The organism is Romboutsia sp., from assembly GCF_056995035.1.
In genome coordinates this window covers 14,946-37,840 of record NZ_JBXKIW010000049.1, presented here as the reverse complement: position 1 = coordinate 37,840, position 22,895 = coordinate 14,946, and the positions used below count along the sequence as shown (strand labels likewise).

Below are 22,895 nucleotides of genomic sequence, written 5' to 3'. Positions count from 1 at the left end.
AATTATAGATGAAATGATAGAAGAACCTAAAAAAATAAAAAATATGGCTGAAATGTGTCGAAAAATGTTATTTTATAAACGAATAACATAAAAATAACATAAAAATATATAATATAAAACACTTGGCATGAAAGTTGCTTATATAAAAAGACGTAAAAGAAAAACTGGCAGGGAGGTGACGACTATGATACTTAAAATAGAATTGAGACAACATGTAGGAGCGCCGTGTAATCCTGTTGTTGAGGTTGGAAGTGAAGTTAAAAAGGGTCAACTTGTAGCACAACCTCAGGGATTAGGAGCTAATATACATGCTAGTGTATATGGTAAAGTTGTTGATATAACAGAAACTGCAATATTAATAGAAGCTAATGAAAATCAACCAAGTGAGTATGTAAAGATAAAAGAAACAGAAAGCAATTTAGAAGCTATAAAAGAAGCTGGTATAGTTGGAGCTGGTGGAGCTGGTTTCCCAACTCATGTTAAGCTTAATGTAGATCTTACAGGTGGTTATATTATAGCAAATGCTGCAGAGTGTGAACCTGTATTAGGACACAATGTAGAGTTTATGGAAAAAAATCCTGAGATTTTAGTTAAGGGATTAAAGTACATGTTAGATATAACTAAAGCAGAAAAGGCTTACATAGCTGTAAAGCCAAAATACAAAAAGTCTCTAATAGCATTAGGAAAAGCTTGTAAAGATGAAAAAAATATAGAAATTAAATATTTACCAGATATGTATCCAGCTGGTGACGAGAGAGTTATTGTAAGAGAATTATTAGGAGTAACTCTTGTTCCAGGCCAACTTCCAATAGAAGCGAAAGCAGTTGTTTCTAATGTAGAAACTATAAAACGTATAGTTGAAGCAATAGAAGATAGAAAACCTTTTATATCTAAAGATATAACTGTTGGAGGAAGAGTAAAAGGAGCAGAAAATAAGGGTAGAGTATTTATGGATGTTCCAATAGGAATGCCAATAATAAACTTTATTGAAGAATGTGGTGGATACGTAAAACCTTATGGAGAAATAGTTTTAGGGGGACCTTTTACTGGTAGACACGGTGAAGAGGAAAGCCCAGTAACTAAAACTCTGGGGGGGATATTAGTATCAATGCCATTACCTAATGAAACTAAAAAGTTAGGAATCATTGCTTGTGAATGTGGAGCCCAGGAAGATAGATTAAAAGAAATCGCATCTTTAATGGGAGCAGAAGTTGTGGCAGAAGAAAGATGCAAGAGAATGACTGAAGTAAATGGCAGATTTAGATGTGATTTACCAGGAATATGCCCAGGACAAGCAGAGAAAGTACTTAAGTTAAAAAGTCAAGGAGCAGAGGCTGTACTAATAGGAAATTGCGAGGACTGAACTAACACAGTGATGCAAGTGGCGCCTAGGTTAGGAATGCCTGTATACCATAGTACTGATCATGTTTTAAGAGCTTCAGGACATAAAATATATAGAAGAAAAAAATAGTGTAAGGAGGTATTTGTAATGTCAATAACTGTAGAAACAGCTAAAGAGCATGCTAAAGATCCAGCAATATGCTGCTGTAGATTTGAAGCAGGAACAACAATAGAACCATCAAACTTAGAAGATCCAGCAATATTTGCTGATTTAGAGGATTCTGGATTACTAACAATACCAGAAAATTGTTTAACAATAGGACAAGTTTTAGGTGCAAAATTAACTAAAACTATGGATGCTTTATCACCTTTAACACCAGATTGTTTAGACGGTATAGTAGTAGAAGAAGTTAAAAAAGAAGTTGTAGTAGAGGAAGTTAAAGAAGTTGCTCCAGTAGCAACAGTAGCAACAGTTGCACCAGTAAATGGTCAAACAATAAAGATACACATAGGTGAAGGTAGAGATATAAACTTAGAAATACCTTTATCAGTAGCAGCTCAAATGGGAGTAGCTCCAGTTCAAGTAGCTCAAACTCAAGCTCCAGTTCAAGTAGAAGTACCAGTAAAAGAAAACGTTGAACTAGAAGCTAAAGTTTTAAGAACTTTAACTAAGAAGCACTTTAAGATAGAAAAAGTTGAATTTGGACAAGAAACTAAAATAGAAGGAACAACTTTATATATAAGAACTCCAGAGACTTTAACTAAAGAAGCTGTAGATAATCAAGATTTAGTAGTTGACCTTAAATTAGAAATAATAACTCCAGATAAGTACAACACTTATAGTGAAACTGTAATGGATGTACAACCTATTGCAACTAAAGAAGAAGGCGAATTAGGAACTGGTATAACTAGAATTTTAGACGGAGTTATAATGATGGTTACTGGTACAGATGAAGATGGAGTTCAAATAGGTGAGTTCGGTTCTTCAGAAGGTGTATTAGAAACTAACATAATGTGGGGAAGACCAGGTGCTCCTGACAAAGGTGATATATTCATAAAAACTCAAGTAACGATAAAAGCTGGTACTAACATGGAAAGACCAGGACCTTTAGCTGCACACTGTGCTAGTGATTACATCACTCAAGAAATAAGAGAAGCATTAAAGAAAGCTGATGAATCTTTAGTAGTAGATACTGAAGAGTTAACTCAATATAGAAGAGCAGGTAAGAAAAAAGTTGTAGTTATCAAAGAGATAATGGGTCAAGGTGCAATGCATGACAACTTAATATTACCAGTTGAACCAGTTGGTACATTAGGAGCTCAACCAAACGTTGACTTAGGAAATGTTCCAGTTGTATTATCTCCACTTGAAGTATTAGATGGTGGTATACATGCATTAACTTGTATAGGACCTGCATCTAAGGAAATGTCAAGACATTACTTCAGAGAGCCATTAGTAATAAAGGCTATGGAAGATGAAGAAATAGATTTAGTAGGTGTTGTATTTGTTGGGTCTCCACAAGTAAATGCTGAGAAATTCTATGTATCTAAGAGATTAGGTATGATGATAGAAGCTATGGGTGTTGACGGAGCTATAGTAACAACTGAAGGATTCGGAAATAACCATATAGACTTTGCATCTCATATAGAACAAATAGGTATGAGAGATATTCCAGTAGTTGGTATGTCATTCTCAGCTGTTCAAGGTGCTTTAGTTGTTGGTAATAAATACATGAAGTACATGATAGACAACAATAAGTCTAAGCAAGGTATAGAAAATGAAATATTATCAAACAATACATTATCTCCAGAAGATGCTATAAGAGCTTTAGCAATGCTTAAGTCTGTAATAGCGGGAGAAGAAATAAAAGCTGCTGAAAGAAAATGGAATGCTAATGTTAAGTTAAATAACATAGAAGCTATAGAAAAAGCAACAGGACAAGAAATAAAATTAGAAGAAAATGAGCAAAGTTTACCAAAGAGTAAAAAGAGAATAGAAATATACGAAAAATAAAAATATAAGCCAAGTTGAAAAGAGGTAAATAATAATGGATAGATTAAAATATATCTCTACAGAAAGAATGTATGAGGGTGTTATAGTTGAACTTACAGATGGTGGAGTTACTATAGACCTTAAAGGAAGACTTGGACAATTTAAGATACCTAAAAGAATGCTTATAACTGACTACGAACTGGAATTAGGTCTAGAAGTTGGATTTTTACTAAGCTATCCCGAGGTGTTAAGTCCAGTACCTAATGCAAATTATGTAGAAAATATAAGAAGAACTGAAGAAAAATTAAAAAACATTAAAGAAAATTCTGAAAAATAGAAGGGAGAGGAAACACATGAGCCTTACAACAATAAAAGGACTTCAATCTGAAATATTTGTTCCAATAACACCTCCTCCAGTATGGACTCCTGTAACTAAAGAATTAAAAGATATGACAATTGCTTTAGCTACAGCAGCTGGTGTTCACTTAAAATCTGACAAGAAATTTAACTTAGCAGGAGATACTACATTTAGAGAAATACCAAATACTGCTACAGTTGACGAAATGATGGTATCACATGGTGGATACGATAATGGAGATGTTAATAAAGATATAAACTGTATGTTCCCTATAGATAGATTAAATGAATTAGCTGCAGAAGGATTTGTAAAAGGAGTTGCACCTGTTCATTATGGATTTATGGGTGGTGGTGGAGACCAAACAGCTTTCAGTGAAGAAAGTGGACCTGCTATAGCTCAAAAATTAAAAGAAGAAGGCGTAGACGGAGTAGTCTTAACTGCTGGCTGAGGTACTTGCCATAGAACTGCCGTGATCGTGCAGAGAGCCATAGAAGCTGCTGGAATACCTACAATAGTAATCGCAGCTTTACCACCAGTAGTTAGACAAAATGGAAGTCCAAGAGCAGTTGCTCCATTGGTTCCAATGGGAGCTAATGCTGGAGAACCAAACAATATAGAAATGCAAACAAATATATTAAAAGATACTTTAAAGCAGTTAATAGCAATACCATCTGCTGGTAAGATAATTCCATTACCATATGAATATAAAGCTCACGTTTAGAATTTAGCTTTTATTTAAAAATAATAAACCCTTCTCCTTGTTTAAGGAGAAGGGTTTATAAAAAAGGTGGTAATTATGGAAGAAAAAATATTAAGAAGACTTGTTATAAAACCATTTCATATTAATGAAGTTAAAGTCGATTCTAAAACATCAATAAATAAAGATGTACTTTCCATAGATATATCAAGTATACAATTTATAAAAGAACAAAATAATTTAATATCAGATATAAAATTAGATATAATTAAACCTGGAGACTATGATAGAGATATAAATACTATCATGGATATAGTCCCGATATCTACTAAGGTATTAGGAATACTAGGAGAAGGTATAACTCATACTTTAACTGGAGTATATGTGATGCTAACTGGTGTAGATGAAGATGGAAGACAAATGCATGAGTTTGGATCTTCAGAAGGTAATCTTCAAGATCAAATTATATTTGGAAGATACGGAACACCTTCAACTACTGATTATATAATACATATAGATGTAACAGTTAAAGGCGGCTTGCCATATGAAAGAAATCTTCCATTAACAGTATTTAAAGCATGTGATGATTTTATACAACAGATTAGGGATGTTTTAAAAGAAGAAGATGGTAGAAATGCCACTCAAGTTCGTGAATATTTTGACAAAATAAGACCTAATGCAAAAAAAATCGTCATAGTAAAACAAATAGCAGGGCAAGGTGCAATGTATGATAATCAGTTATTTCCAAATGAACCAAGTGGTTTAAATGGTGGAACATCTATAATCGATATGGCAAATGTACCTATGATTATATCTCCTAATGAATATAGAGATGGCGCCCTTAGAGCTATGACTTAAAAGAGGTGAGATTATGGGAATAGGACCATCTACTAAAGAAACATCTCTTCACCATTTTAGAGATCCATTATTAGATGTTGTAAGCAATGATAAGGATATAGATCTTTTAGGAATAGTAGTAGTAGGAACACCACAAGACAACAAAGAGAAAGAATTTGTTGGGAAGAGAACGGCTGCATGGCTAGAAGCTATGAGGGCTGATGGAGTTATAATATCATGTGATGGTTGGGGAAATTCACACGTTGATTATGCTAACACTATGGAAGAAATAGGTAAAAGAAATATTCCGCAAGTAGGAGTAACATTTAATGGGACACAAGCTAAGTTTGTTGTAACTAATAAGTATATGGATACAATTGTAGATATCAATAAATCAAATCAAGGAATAGAGACTGAGGTTGTAGGAGAAAACAATGCTGATGAAATAGATGCTAAAAAAGCTCTAGCATTTTTGAAATTAAAAATGAGAAAATAATAAACTAAAAAACAACTGTGGAGGCTACGAATATGAAATTTTCAAGAAGTATACATGCAATAGATTCTCATACTATGGGTGAACCAACTAGAATAGTAACAGGTGGAATTCCTAATATAAAAGGAAACACTATGGCTGAAAAGAAAACGTATTTAGAAGAAAATTTAGATCATTTAAGAACTGCTATAATGTTAGAGCCAAGAGGACATAATGATATGTTCGGTTCTATAATAACACAACCAACTAATGATGAAGCTGATTTCGGAATCATATTCATGGACGGTGGAGGGTACTTAAACATGTGTGGTCATGGTTCAATAGGTGCTGTAACTGTTGCTATAGAAACAGGAATGGTAGACAAACAAGAGCCTACAACTAATGTAGTTATGGATACTCCGGCTGGTATAGTTAGAGCTACAGCTAAAGTTGAAAATGATAGAGTTAAAGAAGTTTCTATAGTAAATGTACCAGCGTTCTTATATAAAAGAGATGTTCAGATAGAAATGCCTGAAATAGGAACTATAACTTTTGATATATCTTTTGGAGGAAGTTTCTTTGCAATAGTAAATGCTAAGCAATTAGGATTAAAAGTTGAACCTAAGAACACTCAAAAGATAACTGAAATAGCTTTAAAGATGAGAGATATAATAAATGAAACTATAGAAATACAACATCCGGAATTATCACATATAAATACTGTAGATTTAGTTGAAGTATATGATGAGCCAACGCATCCAGAAGCTAACTATAAAAATGTAGTTATATTTGGACAAGGTCAAGTTGATAGATCTCCTTGTGGAACAGGAACAAGTGCTAAACTTGCTACTTTATATTCTAAAGGAGAATTAAAAGAAGGCGAATTATTCGTATATGAAAGTATATTAGGAACTTTATTTAAAGGAAGAATATTAGGTATTGATAAAGTAGCTGACTATGAAGCAATAATACCTGAAATAACAGGAGCTGCATATATAACAGGATTTAATCAATTTGTTATAGATGAAGAAGATCCAGTTAAATATGGATTCATATTAAAGTAAAATATATATAATTAAGTTATTGAATATAGCTAGATATGAATATATACTTATATTAAGTTACATTTTATTACAATATTAGGGAGGAATTATAGTATGATAAATTTGTTAAGAATAGTGTTAGCAGCGGCAGTATCATTATTTGGATTTAACTTTTTAAAAGATGTATCAAAAGCTAAAGCTGAGAACAATTTCGAAGATGTACCTGCAGGAAAATCTTTTTGTACAGGATTTGCAACAGACTTTTTCGATACTTTAGGAATCGGTTCATTTGCTCCAACAGTAGCTATGATGAATGTATTAAAAATGAATGTTTCAGATAGATTAATACCGGGAACGTTAAATGTATCCCATACAATACCGGTAGTCTTGGAAGCGTTTATATTTACAACTGTTATAGAAGTTGAACCAGTTACATTAATAAGTTTAATAGGAGCAGCTGTTGTAGGTTCTTATTTAGGTGCTGGTGTAATATCTAAAATGGATGAGAGAAAAATACAAATAATAATGGGAGTTGCATTAGCTATAACGGCAACATTAATGTTATTAGCTCAATTAGGTTTAATGCCAGGTGGAGGAGATTCAATAGGATTAACAGGGATAAAACTTGTTATAGGTGTAGTTGGTAACTTCATATTAGGTGCATTAATGACAGCAGGAGTAGGATTATATTCTCCATGTATGGCAATGATATATTTCTTAGGAATGTCTCCTGATGTAGCGTTCCCAATAATGATGGGTTCTTGTGCAGTGTTAATGCCAGTAGCTAGTATTAAATTTATAAAAGAAGATGCTTATGCAAAGAAAACTTCTTTATTTATAACTTTAGGAGGAATTATAGGGGTATTTATAGCTGCATTTTTAGTTAAATCATTACCTTTAAATGTATTAAAGTGGTTAGTAATATTTGTTATAGCTTATACTTCAATAACTATGTTAAAGAAAGCTTTTTCATCAAAAAAAGCATAATAAATCTTAGGATTAGTAAATTAAAACGCCAACTTAGAATTATTTTTAAATCTAAGTTGGTGTTTTTATATATTTTCATATTAAACTATATAGTTTAGATAAAGAATATTATAATATATTAAAGGGAATTTAAATGGTATAAAAAATATCGATAAAACAGGAGGATTTAAAATGGCAGGAAACTTATTTGGAAGAATAGCAGCAGATACACTAGGAATATCTGATATAGGAAAAATAATCGAACCAAAGGACTTTGATAAAGTAGATGGTGATGATTACATAATGCATGAAGATGATGAAAAAATATTCTTCGTAATAAAGTCTAAAACAGATGAATATGTATTCACAAATAGAGGTCTTTTGCATGTAGATGGTGAAAATGCTATGAGCAAAAAGAGAACTGTAAGAAGACATGAATTTTGTTATGAAAAAGTTCATGCAGTATCTTTAGAAACAGCAGGAACTATAGATGCAGATGTAGAGATAAAGTTTAGCTTTGGGAATGAAGCCTTTAGTATAGATGTTGATAAAAGACAATTAGAGAAATTAAAGGACTTATATAAGACGTTAGTAGAAGTAAATAGAATACAAAGAATGAATCATATTTCAATAGACGATGGAGTTAACGGATTAAAGATGGCTAATGATGCAATATCAAGATGTGTTATAGAAGGTAATGTAACTAATATTGTACAGGATTTAACTAATTTCAACTTAGATTGGATGGAAGCGTTAAGAAAAACTTATAGTAATAGAGATTTCACAGAAGTATTTGAAAAATATATAAACAATTAATATATTTTAGAAAAGTCACTCTTAAATTAGAGTGGCTTTTTTTAAAAAAGATAATCACATCACAAATGGAACATGTAGAGCTTTATTTTTTTGTTCAGTTTTATTGTAAAAATATACTATAATAAGAGTATACAAATAAAATTGTCCTATAGTGTCTATATAGGTCAATTTTAATATGAATATACAATTTTTATAAGCAAAATGATCAAGGGGGACTAGAGATGAATTATCAAGAATCACTAAAGTACATAGAGGAAACTCATAAATTTGGAGTGAGATTAGGATTAGACAACATAACGAAATTATTAGAACTTTTAGGAAATCCACAAGATAAATTAAATATAATACATGTGGCAGGAACTAATGGAAAAGGCTCAACATGTTCATTTATAACTAGTATACTAAAAGAATCTGGATATAAGGTAGGACTTTATACATCACCATTCTTAGAAACCTTTACAGAAAGAATAAGAATTAATGGTGAAAATATACCTGAAGAAGATGTAGCTAGAATAGTTACTTTAATAAAAGAGAAAATAGATCACATGGTATGTGAAGGATACTCATATCCTACTGAATTTGAAATAGTTACTGCTATGGGATTTTACTACTACTGTGAGCAAGCTGTTGACTTTGTAGCGCTTGAAGTTGGACTAGGTGGTAGATATGATGCTACTAACATAATAAAGGCATCAGAAGTGAGTGTAATAACTTCTATAAGCTTAGACCATGTAGGTATACTTGGAGATACAGTGGCAAAGATAGCTTATGAAAAAGGTGGAATAATAAAAGAGAATGGAATCGCTATAGTTTACGATCAAAGTGATGAAGTTAAAGATGTTATAAAGGATATATGTAAAGAGAAAAATGCTAGATATATAGAAGTTAAATTTGATGATATAGAAGTTAAACAATCTGATATATACTCTCAAACATATGACTGTACTATAATGGGTGATAAATACGAAGATTTAGAAATAAAGTTAATAGGAGATCATCAAATAAATAACTCTATGTTAGCTCTAAGTGTTATAAAGTTCCTGGAACAATCTAAAAACTTAAACATAAGTGAAGAAAGTATAAGAGTTGGGCTTATAAACACCAAATGGCCAGGTAGAATAGAAAAAATAATGGAAAGACCGATATTTATAATAGATGGTGCTCATAATGAAGATGGAGCAAGATCTTTATCTAAAGCCATCGAAAAGAACTTTAACGGCAAAAAAGCTACTCTTTTGATAGGTATGTTAGAAGATAAAGATATAGAGGGTGTATTAGATATACTTATGCCTCATTTTGATAAAGTAGTAACTACAACTCCAGATAATCCAAGAGCTATAAGTTGTGAAGTTTTAAAAGAAAAAATATCTAAGTATGTAGATGATATCGCGGCTAAGCCAAGTATAGAAGAAGCTGTTAGTTATACATTAAAAAATGCTAGTGAAGAAGATATAATAATAAGTGCAGGTTCTTTATATATGATAGGTACAGTTAGAACTTTAGTAAATAATATTTTAGTATTAAATTAAAGATTATTGTATACAAAAAGGGTGGTCATTGACCACCTTTTGTTTTAGTAAAATATTTATTATAAAGATTGACGTATAGCTTTAGATAATTGGTCAGGGCAAGATGTAGCTTTACCACCACATAGTACGTTAGCTAACTTGTCAGCCACTTCATGAGCATCTTGACCTATTACTAGATGCTTAATTCCTAGTAAGTTACCAGCACATCCTCCAAGGAACTCAACGTCAGTTATAACGTTATTATCATCAATCTCTAATATCATTTCTCTACAACAAACCCCACTTGGTTTAAATGTTATTTTCATAATATAAACTCCTAAAAATAATTAATTTTGTTAAGTTAATAATACCAATGTGTACTTAATATTGCAATACTTAAAAGGTAGTAATAATACAAGCGTAAATAGTAATATATTATTGTAGTAGATGTATTAAAGGGAGGAGGATATTATTTGAAAGTATATATTTCGAACTATTTATCAAAAAGTATTAGCATATTAGAGTACCCTATATTTAAAGTAGAGAATGAAATATGTTTAGAAGAAAATATATATCCACATCATATTTGTGTAGATAAAGAAAAAAATCTAATGTATATACCCAGCTCTAGTGATGGAATATTGTATGTATTAGACCTTTCTACTCATAACATAATAGAAAGTGTATCTATAGGCGGAAACTTAAGTCAGATAGCTTTATGCAACGGTGAATTATTTATATCAAATGAAGATTCAAATAGTATATACATACTAGACCAAGAAACATTAAATCCTATTGGAATAATTAGTGTAGATGAAATGCCTCATGGATTTGATTTTGATGAAAGTGAAAATAAGTTATATGTACCTTGTATAAACTCGATCGTATGTATAGACACTCTTAGAAAATGTATTGATAGAAAAATAAATACAAACTTTAAAGCATGGCATATAAAAATAGATAAGAAGAAGAAGGAAATATACACATCAACTTTGGACGGAAAACTAGTTATTTTAGATGAAGAAAAAATGGAAATAATCAATATAATAGATGTATTTTTATTACCTGTTGAGGTATGCTTCAATTATAGTGCAAAAAAAGTATATATAGCGGATTTAGGATATAAGGATATTAAAATTTTAGATTATGAGACAGGACAATATTTAGGATGTATTGATGTAGAAGGAAATCCTCAAGGATTAGAAATTTCTAAGGATGAAAAATTATTATTAGTATCTGATACCCAGAAAAATTCAGTTAAAATATATGATATCTCTACTAATAAGCTGGTAAAAGAAGTAAAAGTAGGAAAAGAGCCTACAACAATATTATGTGTGTAGGCTTAATGCATATCGCGTATAAGTAAGTCTATAACTTCTGCATACATGTATGATGCGTTCTTTTTCCAATTATTACAAATAAGTTTAGCTTGTTTCTCTGAAGAAACATTTAAATTTAAATCTATTAAATTAGATTGGTTTTCTATAACTCTTAGATTAACAATAAACTCATGATCACTTTGCTTAACAAAGCTTGATTTGACTTGAGTATCAGATAATAAATTTTCTTTATTATTAATGATATATCCGTCTATCCTTTTAGTGACATCCTCAGGTATTCTAGATAAGAAATATTCTAAAATTTCTAGTCCTTTTTGAGTAAGAGAGTAATATTCTCTATCAGAGTCTTTATATGTAGCTAAAAATTTAGATTCCATAAGTTGCGATAAAAACTGTTGAAGAGAAAAGTAATTCATCATTTCTGTTTCTAATACAACTTGTGTTATTTGAGAATTAGTTAAATCCATATTAATTTTATTTAAGATATATAAAATTAAAAGCTTATGAGAAGCTAATTCTTCAGATGAGTTCTCAAACATAATATCATCCTCCGTAAACTATTTCTATATAATATATTAAACTAAAATATATAAAAATAAAAGCACAATTTATTTAATATAACATTTGAATAAATTTACAAATAAAAAGGCTACCAAAATGGTAGCCTTTCTTTTACCTAGATGTCAGAATTATAATCTACTTTCCAGCCATTTGTTGTTCAGCCATTTCAACTAATTTCTTAGTCATATATCCACCAACATAACCATTTTGTCTAGCTGTTAAATTACCTTTATCAGCTGTTTCATAGTTAGCTAAACCTATTTCATTAGCTATTTCTAACTTCATTTGGTTTAATGCAGCTTTTGCTGCTGGAACTGCTTTTTTACTTGACATAGTAGAATTCCTCCCTTAAGTGATGTCTAACAACACTTTTGTTTGTGTGTTGTTAATACTAATTTGCCCTGTAATCTAATTTTATATACCTAAAAATTTAAAAATAAATTTATTTTTTCTTTTTTGTACCCATTTTTATTTTCTTATCTTTACGTATACCTTCTTGAATTCCATGAGCTTCTCTTAGATAGTGTCTATTTTCAAACTTAATAGTTTCTCTAGCTGTCTCCACTTGATGTCCCTTGATGTTATTAAATGAACTTCTTATATTTGACATAAATACACCACCTTTTATTAGTATTGAATTTAATTTGCCCAAATAATAAATTTTATTTAATAGTAATTTTTTGAAATAAAAAAAATAAATTTTAAATATAGGACAATACAAAGGAAGGTGTAAATATGAATAATAGATTTAAGAGAACAAAATCTTTAATGTCTAGCATATTCTTCTTAGTATTAACATTAGTATTAGTATTTGGATTAGTTTATGGAATAAGATACGTATGCTATAAACAAGGTAATGCAAATATGCCAATATATAAGGTTGATACAGAAGAGAAAAAAATAGCTTTAAGTTTTGATGTAGCATGGGGGTCTGATAATATAGACGAGATTCTACAAACGTTGGATAAACATGGTATAAAGTCAACATTTTTTTTAGTGGGAAGTTGGGTAGATGACAATAAAGAGTTAGTAGAAAAAATACATAAATCAGGACATGAGTTAGGAAATCATTCTAATACGCATGCAAATACAAAAGAATTGTCAGAAGAAGCAATAGTCAAAGAAATTGAAATAACTTCAGATAAAATTTCAGAGATAACTGGAGAGAAAACTACTTTATATAGACCACCATTTGGAGAGATAGATACAAAAACATTAGACATTTGTAAGTCTTTAGGTTATCAAGTTATTAAGTGGGATATAGACTCTCTGGACTGGAAAGAATTAGGACCTAATCATGTAATAGAAAAAGTTGTAAAAAATTCACAGCCAGGGTCTATAGTATTATTTCATGCAAATATAAGTAATGTTGCGCAGTATTTAGATGCAATAATAATAAATCTTAAAAAAAATGGTTATGAAATAGTTCCTATCTCAGAAATGATTTATAAGGATAATTTTACAATAGATAGCAATGGGCTACAAAAAATAAAAGAATAATACTTAACGTTAGTTTAATGAATGGTAGTTAAAAAATTATTATATTTATCAGGCTAGCCTTAATTAATATTTAAATATTTATAGAAAAGAGTATTTTGATTTTATTAAATATGAGGCAAAAAACTGAATAAGATAAATACAACATAATAAATTGTAATAAAAATTGTTACATATAAATATATTTATTATATAAGAAAAGATAAAACATAAGAATTAACAATTATGGGGGGATAAAAAATGATTACTGTTAAGGATGATACTAACATAGTAAACCTAAGAGGAGAATTAGAAAATGAATTAGAATTTAGCCATGAAATTTTTGGAGAGAAATTCTATAATGCCAAAATAAAAATAAATAGACTTAGTGATTCATATGATACGCTTCCAGTTACTGTATCGGAAAGATTACTTGAGGAGATTGATTTTGAAAATAATAAATCAGTTAGAATAGTAGGTCAGTTAAGATCTTATAATAAAAATATAAATAATAAAAATAGATTAGTTCTTACTATTTTTGTTAGAGAGATAAAAGTATCAGAACAAGATAACAAAGATCCAAATAATATATTCTTAGATGGATTTATATGCAAATCACCTATATATAGAAAAACACCATTAGGGAGAGAAATAACAGATTTGTTAGTTGCTATAAATAGACCATACAATAAATCTGATTACATACCATCTATAGTTTGGGGACGTAATGCTAAATTTGCAAAAAGTCTACAAATAGGAGATAGAATACAAATGTGGGGAAGGGTACAAAGCAGAGAATATGAAAAGAAAACAGAAGATGGGGGAGTACTTAAGAAAGTTGCATATGAAGTATCTATTTCCAAAATAAAAAAAACTAGCGAAAATAACAATGAATAGGATTTCCTGTATAGTTTATAATTTACCTATTGAATAGTTGCTCCTAATTTATTATAATCTACTCTATGATTCGATTTATAAACGTAGAAAATAAAGAGGGGGAGCATTATGAAAAGCGTATTATATTATGACTATGAGCCTAATGCTGATTTAACAGATACTTCTGATGATGTAACATGTTTTTTAGATACTATCAGATATGATATAGGAAACAATATATTACTTGTTGGGAATATAGGCAACTTAGGTAACAGATTGAGGATGTTAGGAGTTTACGTTACGATACTAGAAAATAGCCATTATGAAGATGTATGTTATTCTTTAATACATAATGGAAACTGTAATGTTATTAAAGGATCATTAGAACTATTACCATTTGAGGATAAATACTTTGACAAAGTAATAATATTGGATCATTTCAATAATACTGCAAATTGTAAACAAGCCTCAAAAGAAATAAACAGGGTTTTAAAGCATAATGGAGAATTAATATTAGAGGATTTAAATTTAAAAAATTTAAAAGTAAAATTAAAGAATTTAAAACATAAGCTTTGTGGTGAAAATCTAAGTTATCATTATCCTCATGAAATAATTAATTTATTTTCTAAACTAAATTTTGATGGAAATCTAAAAGAAGTTGAGAGTGAAAGATATATTTATATAGGAAAAAGAAAATAGATAATATAAAACAATGGATGAAATCAAAAGACTAGGTTATGCCTGGTCTTTTATACATTGGAAAAGTAAATGCTGAATAATGTTGCTGGTCAAATTAGATAAGCAAATGCTATGCTTAATTTTATAAAATAGGAGATTATATATTTATGAATTTTAATTACGAATTAATTATAATAGTTATGTTATTTATAATGTTGATGTCTATTCAATCTACATTAAATAAAATATATGTAATATTAAAAGAACTAAAAGAAATACTTAATTTAAGAAAGATTAAGGACTGATGAGTATGAGCAATTTAGAATATATAAAAGATGATATCCAAAATATAGCAGAAGCAATAGTAGCGGTTTTAGGAATAGATGTAACTATTGTAAATCAAGATTTAATAAGAATAGCAGGAACTGGAATATATATAGAAAAGATAGGCGAAAAAGTACATGGATACTCTGCTTTCAATAAATCGCTGACAGAGCAGATTGAAATTATAATAGATGACCCTAGTTGTAATGATATATGTAAGGAATGCTACAACAGCATCGACTGTAAGGAGTTTTCAGAAGTTTGTTGCCCGATTGTATGTGATGACGATACATATGGCGTAATAGGCCTAATAGCATTCACTAAAGAGCAGGCTGATATTATAAAGAATAATAAAGATGGTCTAATGAATTTCTTAGGTAAAATGGCTGATTTAATTTCTAATAAGATAAAGGCAGAAATTAAAACTTATGAATTAAAATTAGAAAAGAAAAAATTAGAAACTTTAGTAGATAGTATTGATAAGGCAATAGTGTCTATTGATGTAAATGGAAAAATAGATAAATACAATTCTAAGTTTAAACAAATTTTTAATTTGAAAGAAAATATAAATGATGCAAATATATTCGAAGTGCTAAACTTTGTAAGTGATTCATTAATTGATAACTTTAAAAAGGACAAGTCTTTTAGTTTTCATTATAAAGTTAATGGATGTGATTTAAAAGGCGTTTATAATATTAGTAAAATAACATTGAATAATGAACTTAAGGGATATGTTATAGATTTTATAGATAAGAAAGATGCAATTAAAAACTACAATAAAATGAATAAAGATTATCGCATAACCGTAGATAATATAATTGGAGATAGTAAGGCAATAAATAATACTAAAAAAGAAGCTTTAATGGCATCTAAATCTACATCCACAGTTCTTATAATAGGTGAAAGTGGAACCGGTAAAGAATTGTTTGCAAGATCTATACATAATCATAGCGGTAGATGTGACAATCCTTTTGTAGCAGTTAATTGTGCAGCTATTCCAGATAATTTACTAGAAAGTGAGTTATTTGGATATGAAGAAGGTGCATTTACAGGAGCTAAAAAAGGCGGTAAGTTAGGTAAATTTGAATTAGCTGACAAAGGTACTATATTCCTAGATGAAATAGGAGACATGAGTCTACACTTGCAGGCAAAGTTACTTAGAGTACTACAAGAAAAGGAACTTAACAAGATAGGTTCAAAGTCTAACAAACTAATTGATGTAAGAATTGTAGCTGCAACTAATAAAGATTTAGAAAAGATGGTTAGCAAAGGTGCATTTAGAGAAGATTTATATTATAGATTAAATGTCATACCGATAAACTTGCCAAGCTTAAGAGAACGTAAGGAAGATATACCTCTTTTAATTGATTTTATGGTTAAGGAATACTCTAGAAAACTAGATAAAAATGTAATTGATATAGATAAGAATATAGTTGATATAATGGTTGATTATAATTGGCCTGGAAATATAAGAGAACTTCAAAATATAATAGAATATAGTGTCAATATGTCTTCTAATTCTATAATTACTTTAGATGTAATACCAAATAGGGTGAAAAATATACAATCTGAAGAAGTCATAATTAAAGATGATAGTATAAGAACTTTAGAAGAATTAGAAAAAAGAGAAATAATAAAAGCATTAGATAAATATAAATGCTATAAAAAAGATAAAGAGTTAGTAGCAAAAGCTTTAGGTATATCGAGAGCAACTCTATATAGGAAATTAGAAAAATACAATATTGTCTCAAAATGATACTGAATCTCATTTTGAGACTTTTTTATATTGTTTTGAGATTTTTGTGAAAACGTAAGTCCGAGTAATATATAAGTATACCTTTAGAATATAAATATATTAACGAAATATGTAGAAATAATACAATAGCCAATAAATATTAATAATATTATTTATTATTGGAAAGATATTATTGTAATAATATGTAGAATATTAAAATTTCAACATATTAATTATTATTATAGATATTAAATTAACCAAAAAGATGTTGATATAAAACATATTTATTAAAAATACTAAAAAAATATTATAGTTTAATATATAAGCAATAAACATTGGCATGTTTATTGCTTATATATTAAATCATAATATTATTTAATTTATATGGAGGAATTTATTATGATGGATGTAAGAACAAAATTAATAGATATGTTAAAAGCGGAAGTTAAACCAGCATTAGGATGTACAGAGCCAGTAGCAGTAGCATTAGCTTGTGCAAAAGCGAAAGAATTATTAGGAGAAGAAATAGTAAATCACACTGTATTAGTTAGTCCTAACGTATATAAAAACGGAATGTGTGTAGGAATACCAGGAACAGATAGATTAGGATTGAAAATATCAGTAGCATTAGGATTTATAGGTGGTCATTCTGAAAATGGTTTAAGAGTATTAGAAACTTTAACTGAGGAAGAAGTTAAGAAAGCAGAGAATTATATAGATAATAATCCAATATCGATATCACCATTAGAAACAAAAGAAAAGGTTTATATAGAGGTAATTTTAAAAGGAGAAACAAAAACTTCAAAGGTTGTCATAAGAACTAAGCATGATAACTTTGTTTACTTAGAAGCTAATGGAGAAGTTTTATTAAATGAAGATGCACAAGTAGAAGTAGCTGTTACAGAAGTAGCTGTTACAATAGAAAAAGAAGAAAATATATTAGATACAATAACTATAAAAGAAATAGTTGAAAATGTAGAGAAACTAGAATTTAAATATATAGAATTCTTATTAGAAGGAATAACTATGAATCAAGAAATAGCTGATTATGGATTAAGACAAAAAACTGGAATAGGTGTTGGTTATGGAATAAAGAAATCTATGGAAGAAGGATTACTTGGAGATGACTTAATAAACAATGCCATGATGATAACAGCAGCAGCATCAGATGCAAGAATGGCAGGAGTTAAAATGCCAGTTATGAGTTCAAATGGTAGTGGAAATCATGGTCTAACAGCTATACTTCCAATAGTTGCTTATAGTAAAAAATTCCCTCAATCTGATGAAAAATTAGCTAAATCATTAGCAATATCTCACTTAGTAACAGCTTACGTTAAAAATTATACAGGAAGATTATCTGCAGTATGTGGATGCGGAGTTGCTGCATCAATAGGAGCAACAGCAGGTATATCTTGGTTAATGAGTGGAGATATAAAACAAATAGAAGGCGCTATAGATAATATGGTAGCAAACTTAAGTGGTATGATATGTGATGGAGCAAAAGCAGGATGTGCATTAAAATTAGCATCAGCAGCATCAGCAGCTGTACAAAGTGCTATAATAGCTAAATATGAGTGCTTTGTACCAGCAATGAATGGTATAGTTGGTGCTAAAGTAGAACAAAGTATACAAAATTTAGGTAGAGTAAGTGATAAAGGAATGTCTATTACAGATGAGGTTATAATAAATGTAATGGATGATATGAATAAGGTAGGCTAATTCTACTTGCAAAAGAAGTAAATCTCCGATAAAATGGATAGTATCATTATATACAGTGGAGGATTAATTATGAATATAGAGACTAAAAAATGGGAAGTTTTATGTTCAGAAGAACAAATAGCATCTAGATTAAAAGAACTAGGAGCTGAGATATCTAAAGATTATGAAGGAAAAAAACTTTTAGTAATATCTTTATTAAAGGGAAGTTTCATATTCTGTGCAGATTTAGTTAGAAACATAAATGTACCAGTTAAAATTGAATTTATGACTACTTCAAGTTATGGACACGGAGAACAAAGTACAGGAAACGTAAAGGTAGAGGCAGATATAAATGCTGATTTAGAAGGATACGACGTACTAATAGTGGATGATATAACAGATACAGCTCTTACTATGAGCCATGTTGTTGCTCATTTAAAAGCTAAAAATCCAGCTAGTATAAAGTGCTGTGTATTACTTGATAAACCAAGTAGAAGAAAAGTTGAATTAGTTCCAGACTACTGCGGATTTGAAATAGAAGACAAATTCGTTGTTGGATATGGATTAAACTTTGGCGACTATTACAGAAATATACCATACGTATTTAATGTTACAAACGAAGATAGATAATAAAAAAGTTGCTCCTTAATGAGCAACTTTTTTAATGCTAAGATTTATACACATATCAACTGTATAAACAGTTGAAAAGTGGATAACTTCTATATGAAAACAGTTACATGAGATAATAACATGGGGATAAAAATAGCTATAGTAAAGATTAGGACAATGAAACAAGCATCAAAAGTAATAACTAATTAATACTATAATAGTATGTAAGTAATAAGATTTAAGGGGGAGTTTAAGTTTGAGGAATTTTAAAGAAAATTATTCTTTAGTTAGAATTTTGCATGCTATACCAGATGGGGATGAAGTAGACGTATATATAAATGGATTTCCATTTTATAATCATATTAGATTTGCTCAATTTACTCCATATATATATGTTCCAGAAGGTGAACATATATTTAGTGTATATATTAAAGATGAAAAAGATAAACCATTAACAGAAGCAAAAATACAGGTTAATTCTGATGAGTTAATAACGATGCCTATTATATTAAATGAAAATGGTCTAGAATTATTCCCAATTCCAGAAAAAATGGAAATTCCATCTGGTACAGAATCTAAATTTAAGTTTGTACACTTAGTTCCAGATGCACCTGCAGTTAATATATTAATGGATGGAGAAAGAATATTTAATAATGTTAAATATAAAGATTATACGGATTATAAAGATATACAACCAAAAGAATATAAGATGGATATAGAGATAGTTGAAAATAATAAGATTGCTATAAGTAATAAAGTAAATATTAATCCAAATAAAATATATACTTTTTATGCTATAGGAGAGTTTCCAAATGTCGATATTATTCAGACTTTAGATGGTGCAACTTTCTTGAATTAATTAAATAATCTCATTTGTTTAAATACGAGTCATCTAAATCTATTTAAATGGGATACTTTTACAATATATTTTAAAAAGGACTAAGTTATGCACTTAGTTCTTTTGGAATTATATGTAAATTTATGGTATGATTAAACTTGTAAATTATTACATCAAGGGAGGAAATTATAATGGTTTTACACATAGGCATTTGTGAAGATAATTTACTTCATAGGACTATTTTAATAAATTATATTGAAGAATTTTTAAAACTTAAGGAACTATCATTTAAAATATATGAATTTGAATCGGGAGAAGAACTTTTAGAAAAGTATCCAAGTAATTTAGATATTTTATTATTAGATATACATATGGATAAGTTAACAGGAATGGATGCAGCTAAGAAAATAAGAGAGTTTAATAAAACAGTAGAGATATTATTTACGACATCAATTAGTGATTATGTATATGAAGGATATGAGGTTAGAGCTTATAGATACTTAATAAAGCCTCTTACTTATGAAGTAGTTCAAAAACACCTTAACGAATGTATTTCTAATATAATCGAGAAAGAAGCAAACTTCTTGGTAGTAAATAATAAAAATAATTTAATGAAAATTAATTTAGATTCAGTTTTATACATAGAAACAGATAAAAAAAATTTAATTATACATAAAACAGATAAATCTTATATGATAAAAATGAGTATGAGAACCATAGAAAAATTGTTGGACAGAAAGAATTTTTTTAGATGTCATAGCAGCTTTTTAGTTAATTTGAAAATGGTTGAAAGCTTAGATAAAAACATAGTATATATAAATGAAGCTCCAATTCCAGTTAGTAAGCATAGAGCACAAGAATTAAAAAAAGAATTAACTAGTTTATTAGGAGCTATTGTATGTTAAATAATATTATATTTTGGAAGTTGATAGATTTACTTACTTTATTTCTAGAATGGATACCTTTATATATTTTATTAAATAGTTTAAGCCATAAAAAAACATCTAGTAAAGTACTGCACATAAACTTTCTTATAATATTATTTATATCATTTTCTATTAAGGAGCTAGGAGTATCTCCAAATATAAAAGTTCCGATAAGTATGCTTATGAGCATAATATTTTATAAAATTAATTATGATGTTAGTTTATCGAAAAATTTAATTATACCATTAGGATATTTTATGATACTAATAGGGATGGAAGTTTTAAGTATAAGTATAGTTACAACGATTAACTCTACAAATATTAAATTACTTTTAGATAATCATTTATATCGATTAGAATTCATAATACTTTCAAAATTATGTTTATTAATAGGAGTATTAGTTTTAAAGTTTCATGAATTGTCTGGAGAAATATATAGAAAAGATGTTTTGTGTATAGGAATTCCAATGTGTACAAATATTTTAAGCTTATTAATTATACTTAACTATGGACTACAAGGATTAAATCAGCATTTAGTAGATAATTCAGTTATTATATTAATATCATTTTTATTGTTGTTATCAAGTATATCTTTATTGATAATAATTCACAAAATCTTAAAGAATAATAAATTACAATTAGAACATGAGATTATAAGAGAAAAGGTAAATTTAGAATATAGTTACTATATGAAGATTGAAAATAATCAAGAAAAGGTTAAACAACTATATCATGATATGAAAAATCATATGATATGTATTTCAAATTTAAACAATCCTAATGAACTAGAAAAATATATTGAAAATATCAATATAGCGCTAAGAGGAATGGATAATTCTTTTAATACAGGAAATAGAATTATAGACATTATAATGAGTGAAAAAAAGGCTATCTGTATAGAAAAATATATTAAATTTGAGTCTTTTTTAGATTTTTCTAAATTAGATTTTATAGATATGACTGATATGTGTATTATATTTTCTAATGCTTTAGATAATGCAATACAAGCATGTGATAGAATTAGTGATTCAAGTATTTTAAAATACATATCAGTTAAGGTTACTTATGTAAATGAGTTTTGTGTTATAAATATTGAAAATAGCAAGGTTAATGATATTGTTAAAAAAAATACTGTTATAGTTACAGATAAAAAAGATAAATTTATGCATGGAATAGGTATAAAAAATATAAAGAATACTGTGAAAAAATATAATGGAGAAGCCAGCATTAATTTTATTGATAATAAATTTACACTAACTATAATGATTCCTATTAAAAAAATACCCAGTTTTGCCCAATTTATTGAAATTTAAGATGTGAGGTGTTACCCTTAATGCGTAAAAGGTTTAAATAGGAAATAATATTTAAATTATATGCTGAGAATGTAACATCTTTTTTTATTTTAAATATGGAAATAAAAATACAGATTTACTAAAAATTTATTTATGGGGGGAATGAGATATGACTAAAAATTTAAATAAAATAATTGATAAACTGGATAAAGACGAGAACATAATATCATCTTTAGAATGTTCTATTAGAACATTTATATATAGAGAAGTATATAGACCAGGGACAATAATAGCAACTAATAAGAAACTTCTTTTCTATGGTTTGAATTTAGGTAATATTGAACTTACTGAACAATTTCAATATAAAGATATTCCATCTATTGAAGAAAAAAAGGTATATTAAAAGAGTCTATCATTATTTATTGTAATAGGGAAAGTATAAAATTAACAAATATACTATCAGAAAATACAAGTGAATTCTTAAAAGTAGTAAAAAATAAAATAGAATTTT

General features: G+C 28.6%; 26 protein-coding genes. 22 read left to right on the top strand and 4 right to left on the bottom strand.

Annotated features, from left to right (window positions below; all coding sequences use genetic code 11):
* The first annotated feature begins 184 nt into the window (after positions 1 to 184).
* The 10 genes from prdC to AC11VW_RS07580 all read left to right on the top strand — a co-directional run bounded on the left by prdC (position 185) and on the right by AC11VW_RS07580 (position 10,052).
* Positions 185 to 1,471 carry a proline reductase-associated electron transfer protein PrdC gene (gene prdC, locus AC11VW_RS07625; RefSeq protein WP_484300812.1) on the top strand — a complete coding sequence of 429 codons (1,287 nt, stop codon included), beginning with the start codon at positions 185 to 187 and terminating at the stop codon, positions 1,469 to 1,471.
* An 18-nt stretch (positions 1,472 to 1,489) separates the two neighbouring features.
* A complete protein-coding gene (prdA, locus tag AC11VW_RS07620) occupies positions 1,490 to 3,355 on the top strand; it encodes a D-proline reductase (dithiol) proprotein PrdA (protein WP_484300811.1) in 1,866 nt (621 codons plus the stop codon).
* A gap of 34 nt (positions 3,356 to 3,389) precedes the next feature.
* Positions 3,390 to 3,671 carry a CBO2463/CBO2479 domain-containing protein gene (locus AC11VW_RS07615; protein ID WP_484300810.1) on the top strand — a complete coding sequence of 94 codons (282 nt, stop codon included), beginning with the start codon at positions 3,390 to 3,392 and terminating at the stop codon, positions 3,669 to 3,671.
* 16 nt (positions 3,672 to 3,687) lie between these two features.
* Positions 3,688 to 4,413, top strand: coding sequence for a D-proline reductase (dithiol) protein PrdB (gene prdB, locus AC11VW_RS07610; RefSeq protein WP_484300809.1), 726 nt, complete (start codon positions 3,688 to 3,690; stop codon positions 4,411 to 4,413).
* Positions 4,414 to 4,488: 75 nt separating this feature from the next.
* Complete coding sequence (gene prdD, locus AC11VW_RS07605) at positions 4,489 to 5,247, top strand: proline reductase cluster protein PrdD (protein WP_484300808.1); 759 nt, start codon at positions 4,489 to 4,491, stop codon at positions 5,245 to 5,247.
* Positions 5,248 to 5,260: 13 nt separating this feature from the next.
* Positions 5,261 to 5,722, top strand: coding sequence for a glycine/sarcosine/betaine reductase component B subunit (locus AC11VW_RS07600; RefSeq protein WP_484300807.1), 462 nt, complete (start codon positions 5,261 to 5,263; stop codon positions 5,720 to 5,722).
* 32 nt (positions 5,723 to 5,754) lie between these two features.
* The gene (locus tag AC11VW_RS07595) at positions 5,755 to 6,762 is read left to right on the top strand and encodes a proline racemase (protein WP_484300806.1); all 1,008 of its coding nucleotides are present in this window, start codon (positions 5,755 to 5,757) and stop codon (positions 6,760 to 6,762) included.
* A gap of 93 nt (positions 6,763 to 6,855) precedes the next feature.
* Positions 6,856 to 7,728 carry a TSUP family transporter gene (locus AC11VW_RS07590; protein WP_484300805.1) on the top strand — a complete coding sequence of 291 codons (873 nt, stop codon included), beginning with the start codon at positions 6,856 to 6,858 and terminating at the stop codon, positions 7,726 to 7,728.
* A 171-nt stretch (positions 7,729 to 7,899) separates the two neighbouring features.
* Positions 7,900 to 8,523 (top strand): PH domain-containing protein, encoded by a 624-nt coding sequence (locus AC11VW_RS07585; RefSeq protein ID WP_484300804.1) that lies wholly within the window; start codon positions 7,900 to 7,902, stop codon positions 8,521 to 8,523.
* 221 nt (positions 8,524 to 8,744) lie between these two features.
* Positions 8,745 to 10,052: a bifunctional folylpolyglutamate synthase/dihydrofolate synthase gene (locus AC11VW_RS07580; protein ID WP_484300803.1), complete on the top strand. Its 1,308-nt coding sequence runs from the start codon at positions 8,745 to 8,747 to the stop codon at positions 10,050 to 10,052.
* 59 nt (positions 10,053 to 10,111) lie between these two features.
* On the opposite strand, the gene AC11VW_RS07575 is transcribed toward AC11VW_RS07580, so the two are convergent.
* On the bottom strand, positions 10,112 to 10,357 hold the full coding sequence (locus AC11VW_RS07575; RefSeq protein ID WP_484300802.1) for a TIGR03905 family TSCPD domain-containing protein: 246 nt from the start codon (positions 10,355 to 10,357) through the stop codon (positions 10,112 to 10,114).
* Positions 10,358 to 10,504: 147 nt separating this feature from the next.
* Between AC11VW_RS07575 and AC11VW_RS07570 the strand changes: the two genes are divergently transcribed.
* On the top strand, positions 10,505 to 11,371 hold the full coding sequence (locus AC11VW_RS07570) for a YncE family protein (protein WP_484300801.1): 867 nt from the start codon (positions 10,505 to 10,507) through the stop codon (positions 11,369 to 11,371).
* 2 nt (positions 11,372 to 11,373) lie between these two features.
* Here the strand turns inward: AC11VW_RS07570 and AC11VW_RS07565 are convergent, their stop codons facing one another.
* The 3 genes from AC11VW_RS07565 to AC11VW_RS07555 all read right to left on the bottom strand — a co-directional run bounded on the left by AC11VW_RS07565 (position 11,374) and on the right by AC11VW_RS07555 (position 12,542).
* Entirely contained in the window at positions 11,374 to 11,910 is a 537-nt protein-coding gene (locus tag AC11VW_RS07565) for a DUF4364 family protein (RefSeq protein WP_484300800.1), read from the bottom strand.
* 157 nt (positions 11,911 to 12,067) lie between these two features.
* Positions 12,068 to 12,265, bottom strand: coding sequence for an alpha/beta-type small acid-soluble spore protein (locus tag AC11VW_RS07560; RefSeq protein ID WP_484300799.1), 198 nt, complete (start codon positions 12,263 to 12,265; stop codon positions 12,068 to 12,070).
* Positions 12,266 to 12,374: 109 nt separating this feature from the next.
* Positions 12,375 to 12,542 carry a hypothetical protein gene (locus tag AC11VW_RS07555; protein ID WP_484300798.1) on the bottom strand — a complete coding sequence of 56 codons (168 nt, stop codon included), beginning with the start codon at positions 12,540 to 12,542 and terminating at the stop codon, positions 12,375 to 12,377.
* 125 nt (positions 12,543 to 12,667) lie between these two features.
* Here AC11VW_RS07555 and AC11VW_RS07550 point away from each other — a divergent pair, with 125 nt between their 5' ends.
* The 11 genes from AC11VW_RS07550 (at position 12,668) to AC11VW_RS07500 (ending at position 22,787) form a co-directional block, all read left to right on the top strand.
* On the top strand, positions 12,668 to 13,432 hold the full coding sequence (locus AC11VW_RS07550; protein WP_484300797.1) for a polysaccharide deacetylase family protein: 765 nt from the start codon (positions 12,668 to 12,670) through the stop codon (positions 13,430 to 13,432).
* Between the two features lie 237 nt (positions 13,433 to 13,669).
* The gene (locus AC11VW_RS07545) at positions 13,670 to 14,305 is read left to right on the top strand and encodes a single-stranded DNA-binding protein (protein ID WP_484300796.1); all 636 of its coding nucleotides are present in this window, start codon (positions 13,670 to 13,672) and stop codon (positions 14,303 to 14,305) included.
* A gap of 108 nt (positions 14,306 to 14,413) precedes the next feature.
* Positions 14,414 to 14,983 (top strand): class I SAM-dependent methyltransferase, encoded by a 570-nt coding sequence (locus tag AC11VW_RS07540; RefSeq protein WP_484300795.1) that lies wholly within the window; start codon positions 14,414 to 14,416, stop codon positions 14,981 to 14,983.
* 146 nt (positions 14,984 to 15,129) lie between these two features.
* Positions 15,130 to 15,267 carry a hypothetical protein gene (locus tag AC11VW_RS07535; RefSeq protein WP_484300794.1) on the top strand — a complete coding sequence of 46 codons (138 nt, stop codon included), beginning with the start codon at positions 15,130 to 15,132 and terminating at the stop codon, positions 15,265 to 15,267.
* Between the two features lie 5 nt (positions 15,268 to 15,272).
* Positions 15,273 to 17,042: a sigma-54 interaction domain-containing protein gene (locus tag AC11VW_RS07530; protein ID WP_484300793.1), complete on the top strand. Its 1,770-nt coding sequence runs from the start codon at positions 15,273 to 15,275 to the stop codon at positions 17,040 to 17,042.
* A 378-nt stretch (positions 17,043 to 17,420) separates the two neighbouring features.
* Positions 17,421 to 18,740, top strand: a complete 1,320-nt coding sequence (locus tag AC11VW_RS07525) for an L-cysteine desulfidase family protein (RefSeq protein ID WP_484300792.1) — start codon at positions 17,421 to 17,423, stop codon at positions 18,738 to 18,740.
* Positions 18,741 to 18,809: 69 nt separating this feature from the next.
* Entirely contained in the window at positions 18,810 to 19,349 is a 540-nt protein-coding gene (gene hpt / locus AC11VW_RS07520) for a hypoxanthine phosphoribosyltransferase (RefSeq protein ID WP_484300791.1), read from the top strand.
* A 235-nt stretch (positions 19,350 to 19,584) separates the two neighbouring features.
* On the top strand, positions 19,585 to 20,187 hold the full coding sequence (locus tag AC11VW_RS07515; protein WP_484300790.1) for a DUF4397 domain-containing protein: 603 nt from the start codon (positions 19,585 to 19,587) through the stop codon (positions 20,185 to 20,187).
* Positions 20,188 to 20,357: 170 nt separating this feature from the next.
* Positions 20,358 to 21,071: a LytR/AlgR family response regulator transcription factor gene (locus tag AC11VW_RS07510; protein WP_484300789.1), complete on the top strand. Its 714-nt coding sequence runs from the start codon at positions 20,358 to 20,360 to the stop codon at positions 21,069 to 21,071.
* Positions 21,065 to 22,405, top strand: coding sequence for an ATP-binding protein (locus tag AC11VW_RS07505; protein ID WP_484300788.1), 1,341 nt, complete (start codon positions 21,065 to 21,067; stop codon positions 22,403 to 22,405). Before AC11VW_RS07510 ends, AC11VW_RS07505 begins: the two co-directional genes overlap by 7 nt.
* 148 nt (positions 22,406 to 22,553) lie before the next feature.
* Positions 22,554 to 22,787, top strand: a complete 234-nt coding sequence (locus AC11VW_RS07500) for a PH domain-containing protein (RefSeq protein WP_484300787.1) — start codon at positions 22,554 to 22,556, stop codon at positions 22,785 to 22,787.
* The last annotated feature ends 108 nt before the right edge of the window (positions 22,788 to 22,895 follow it).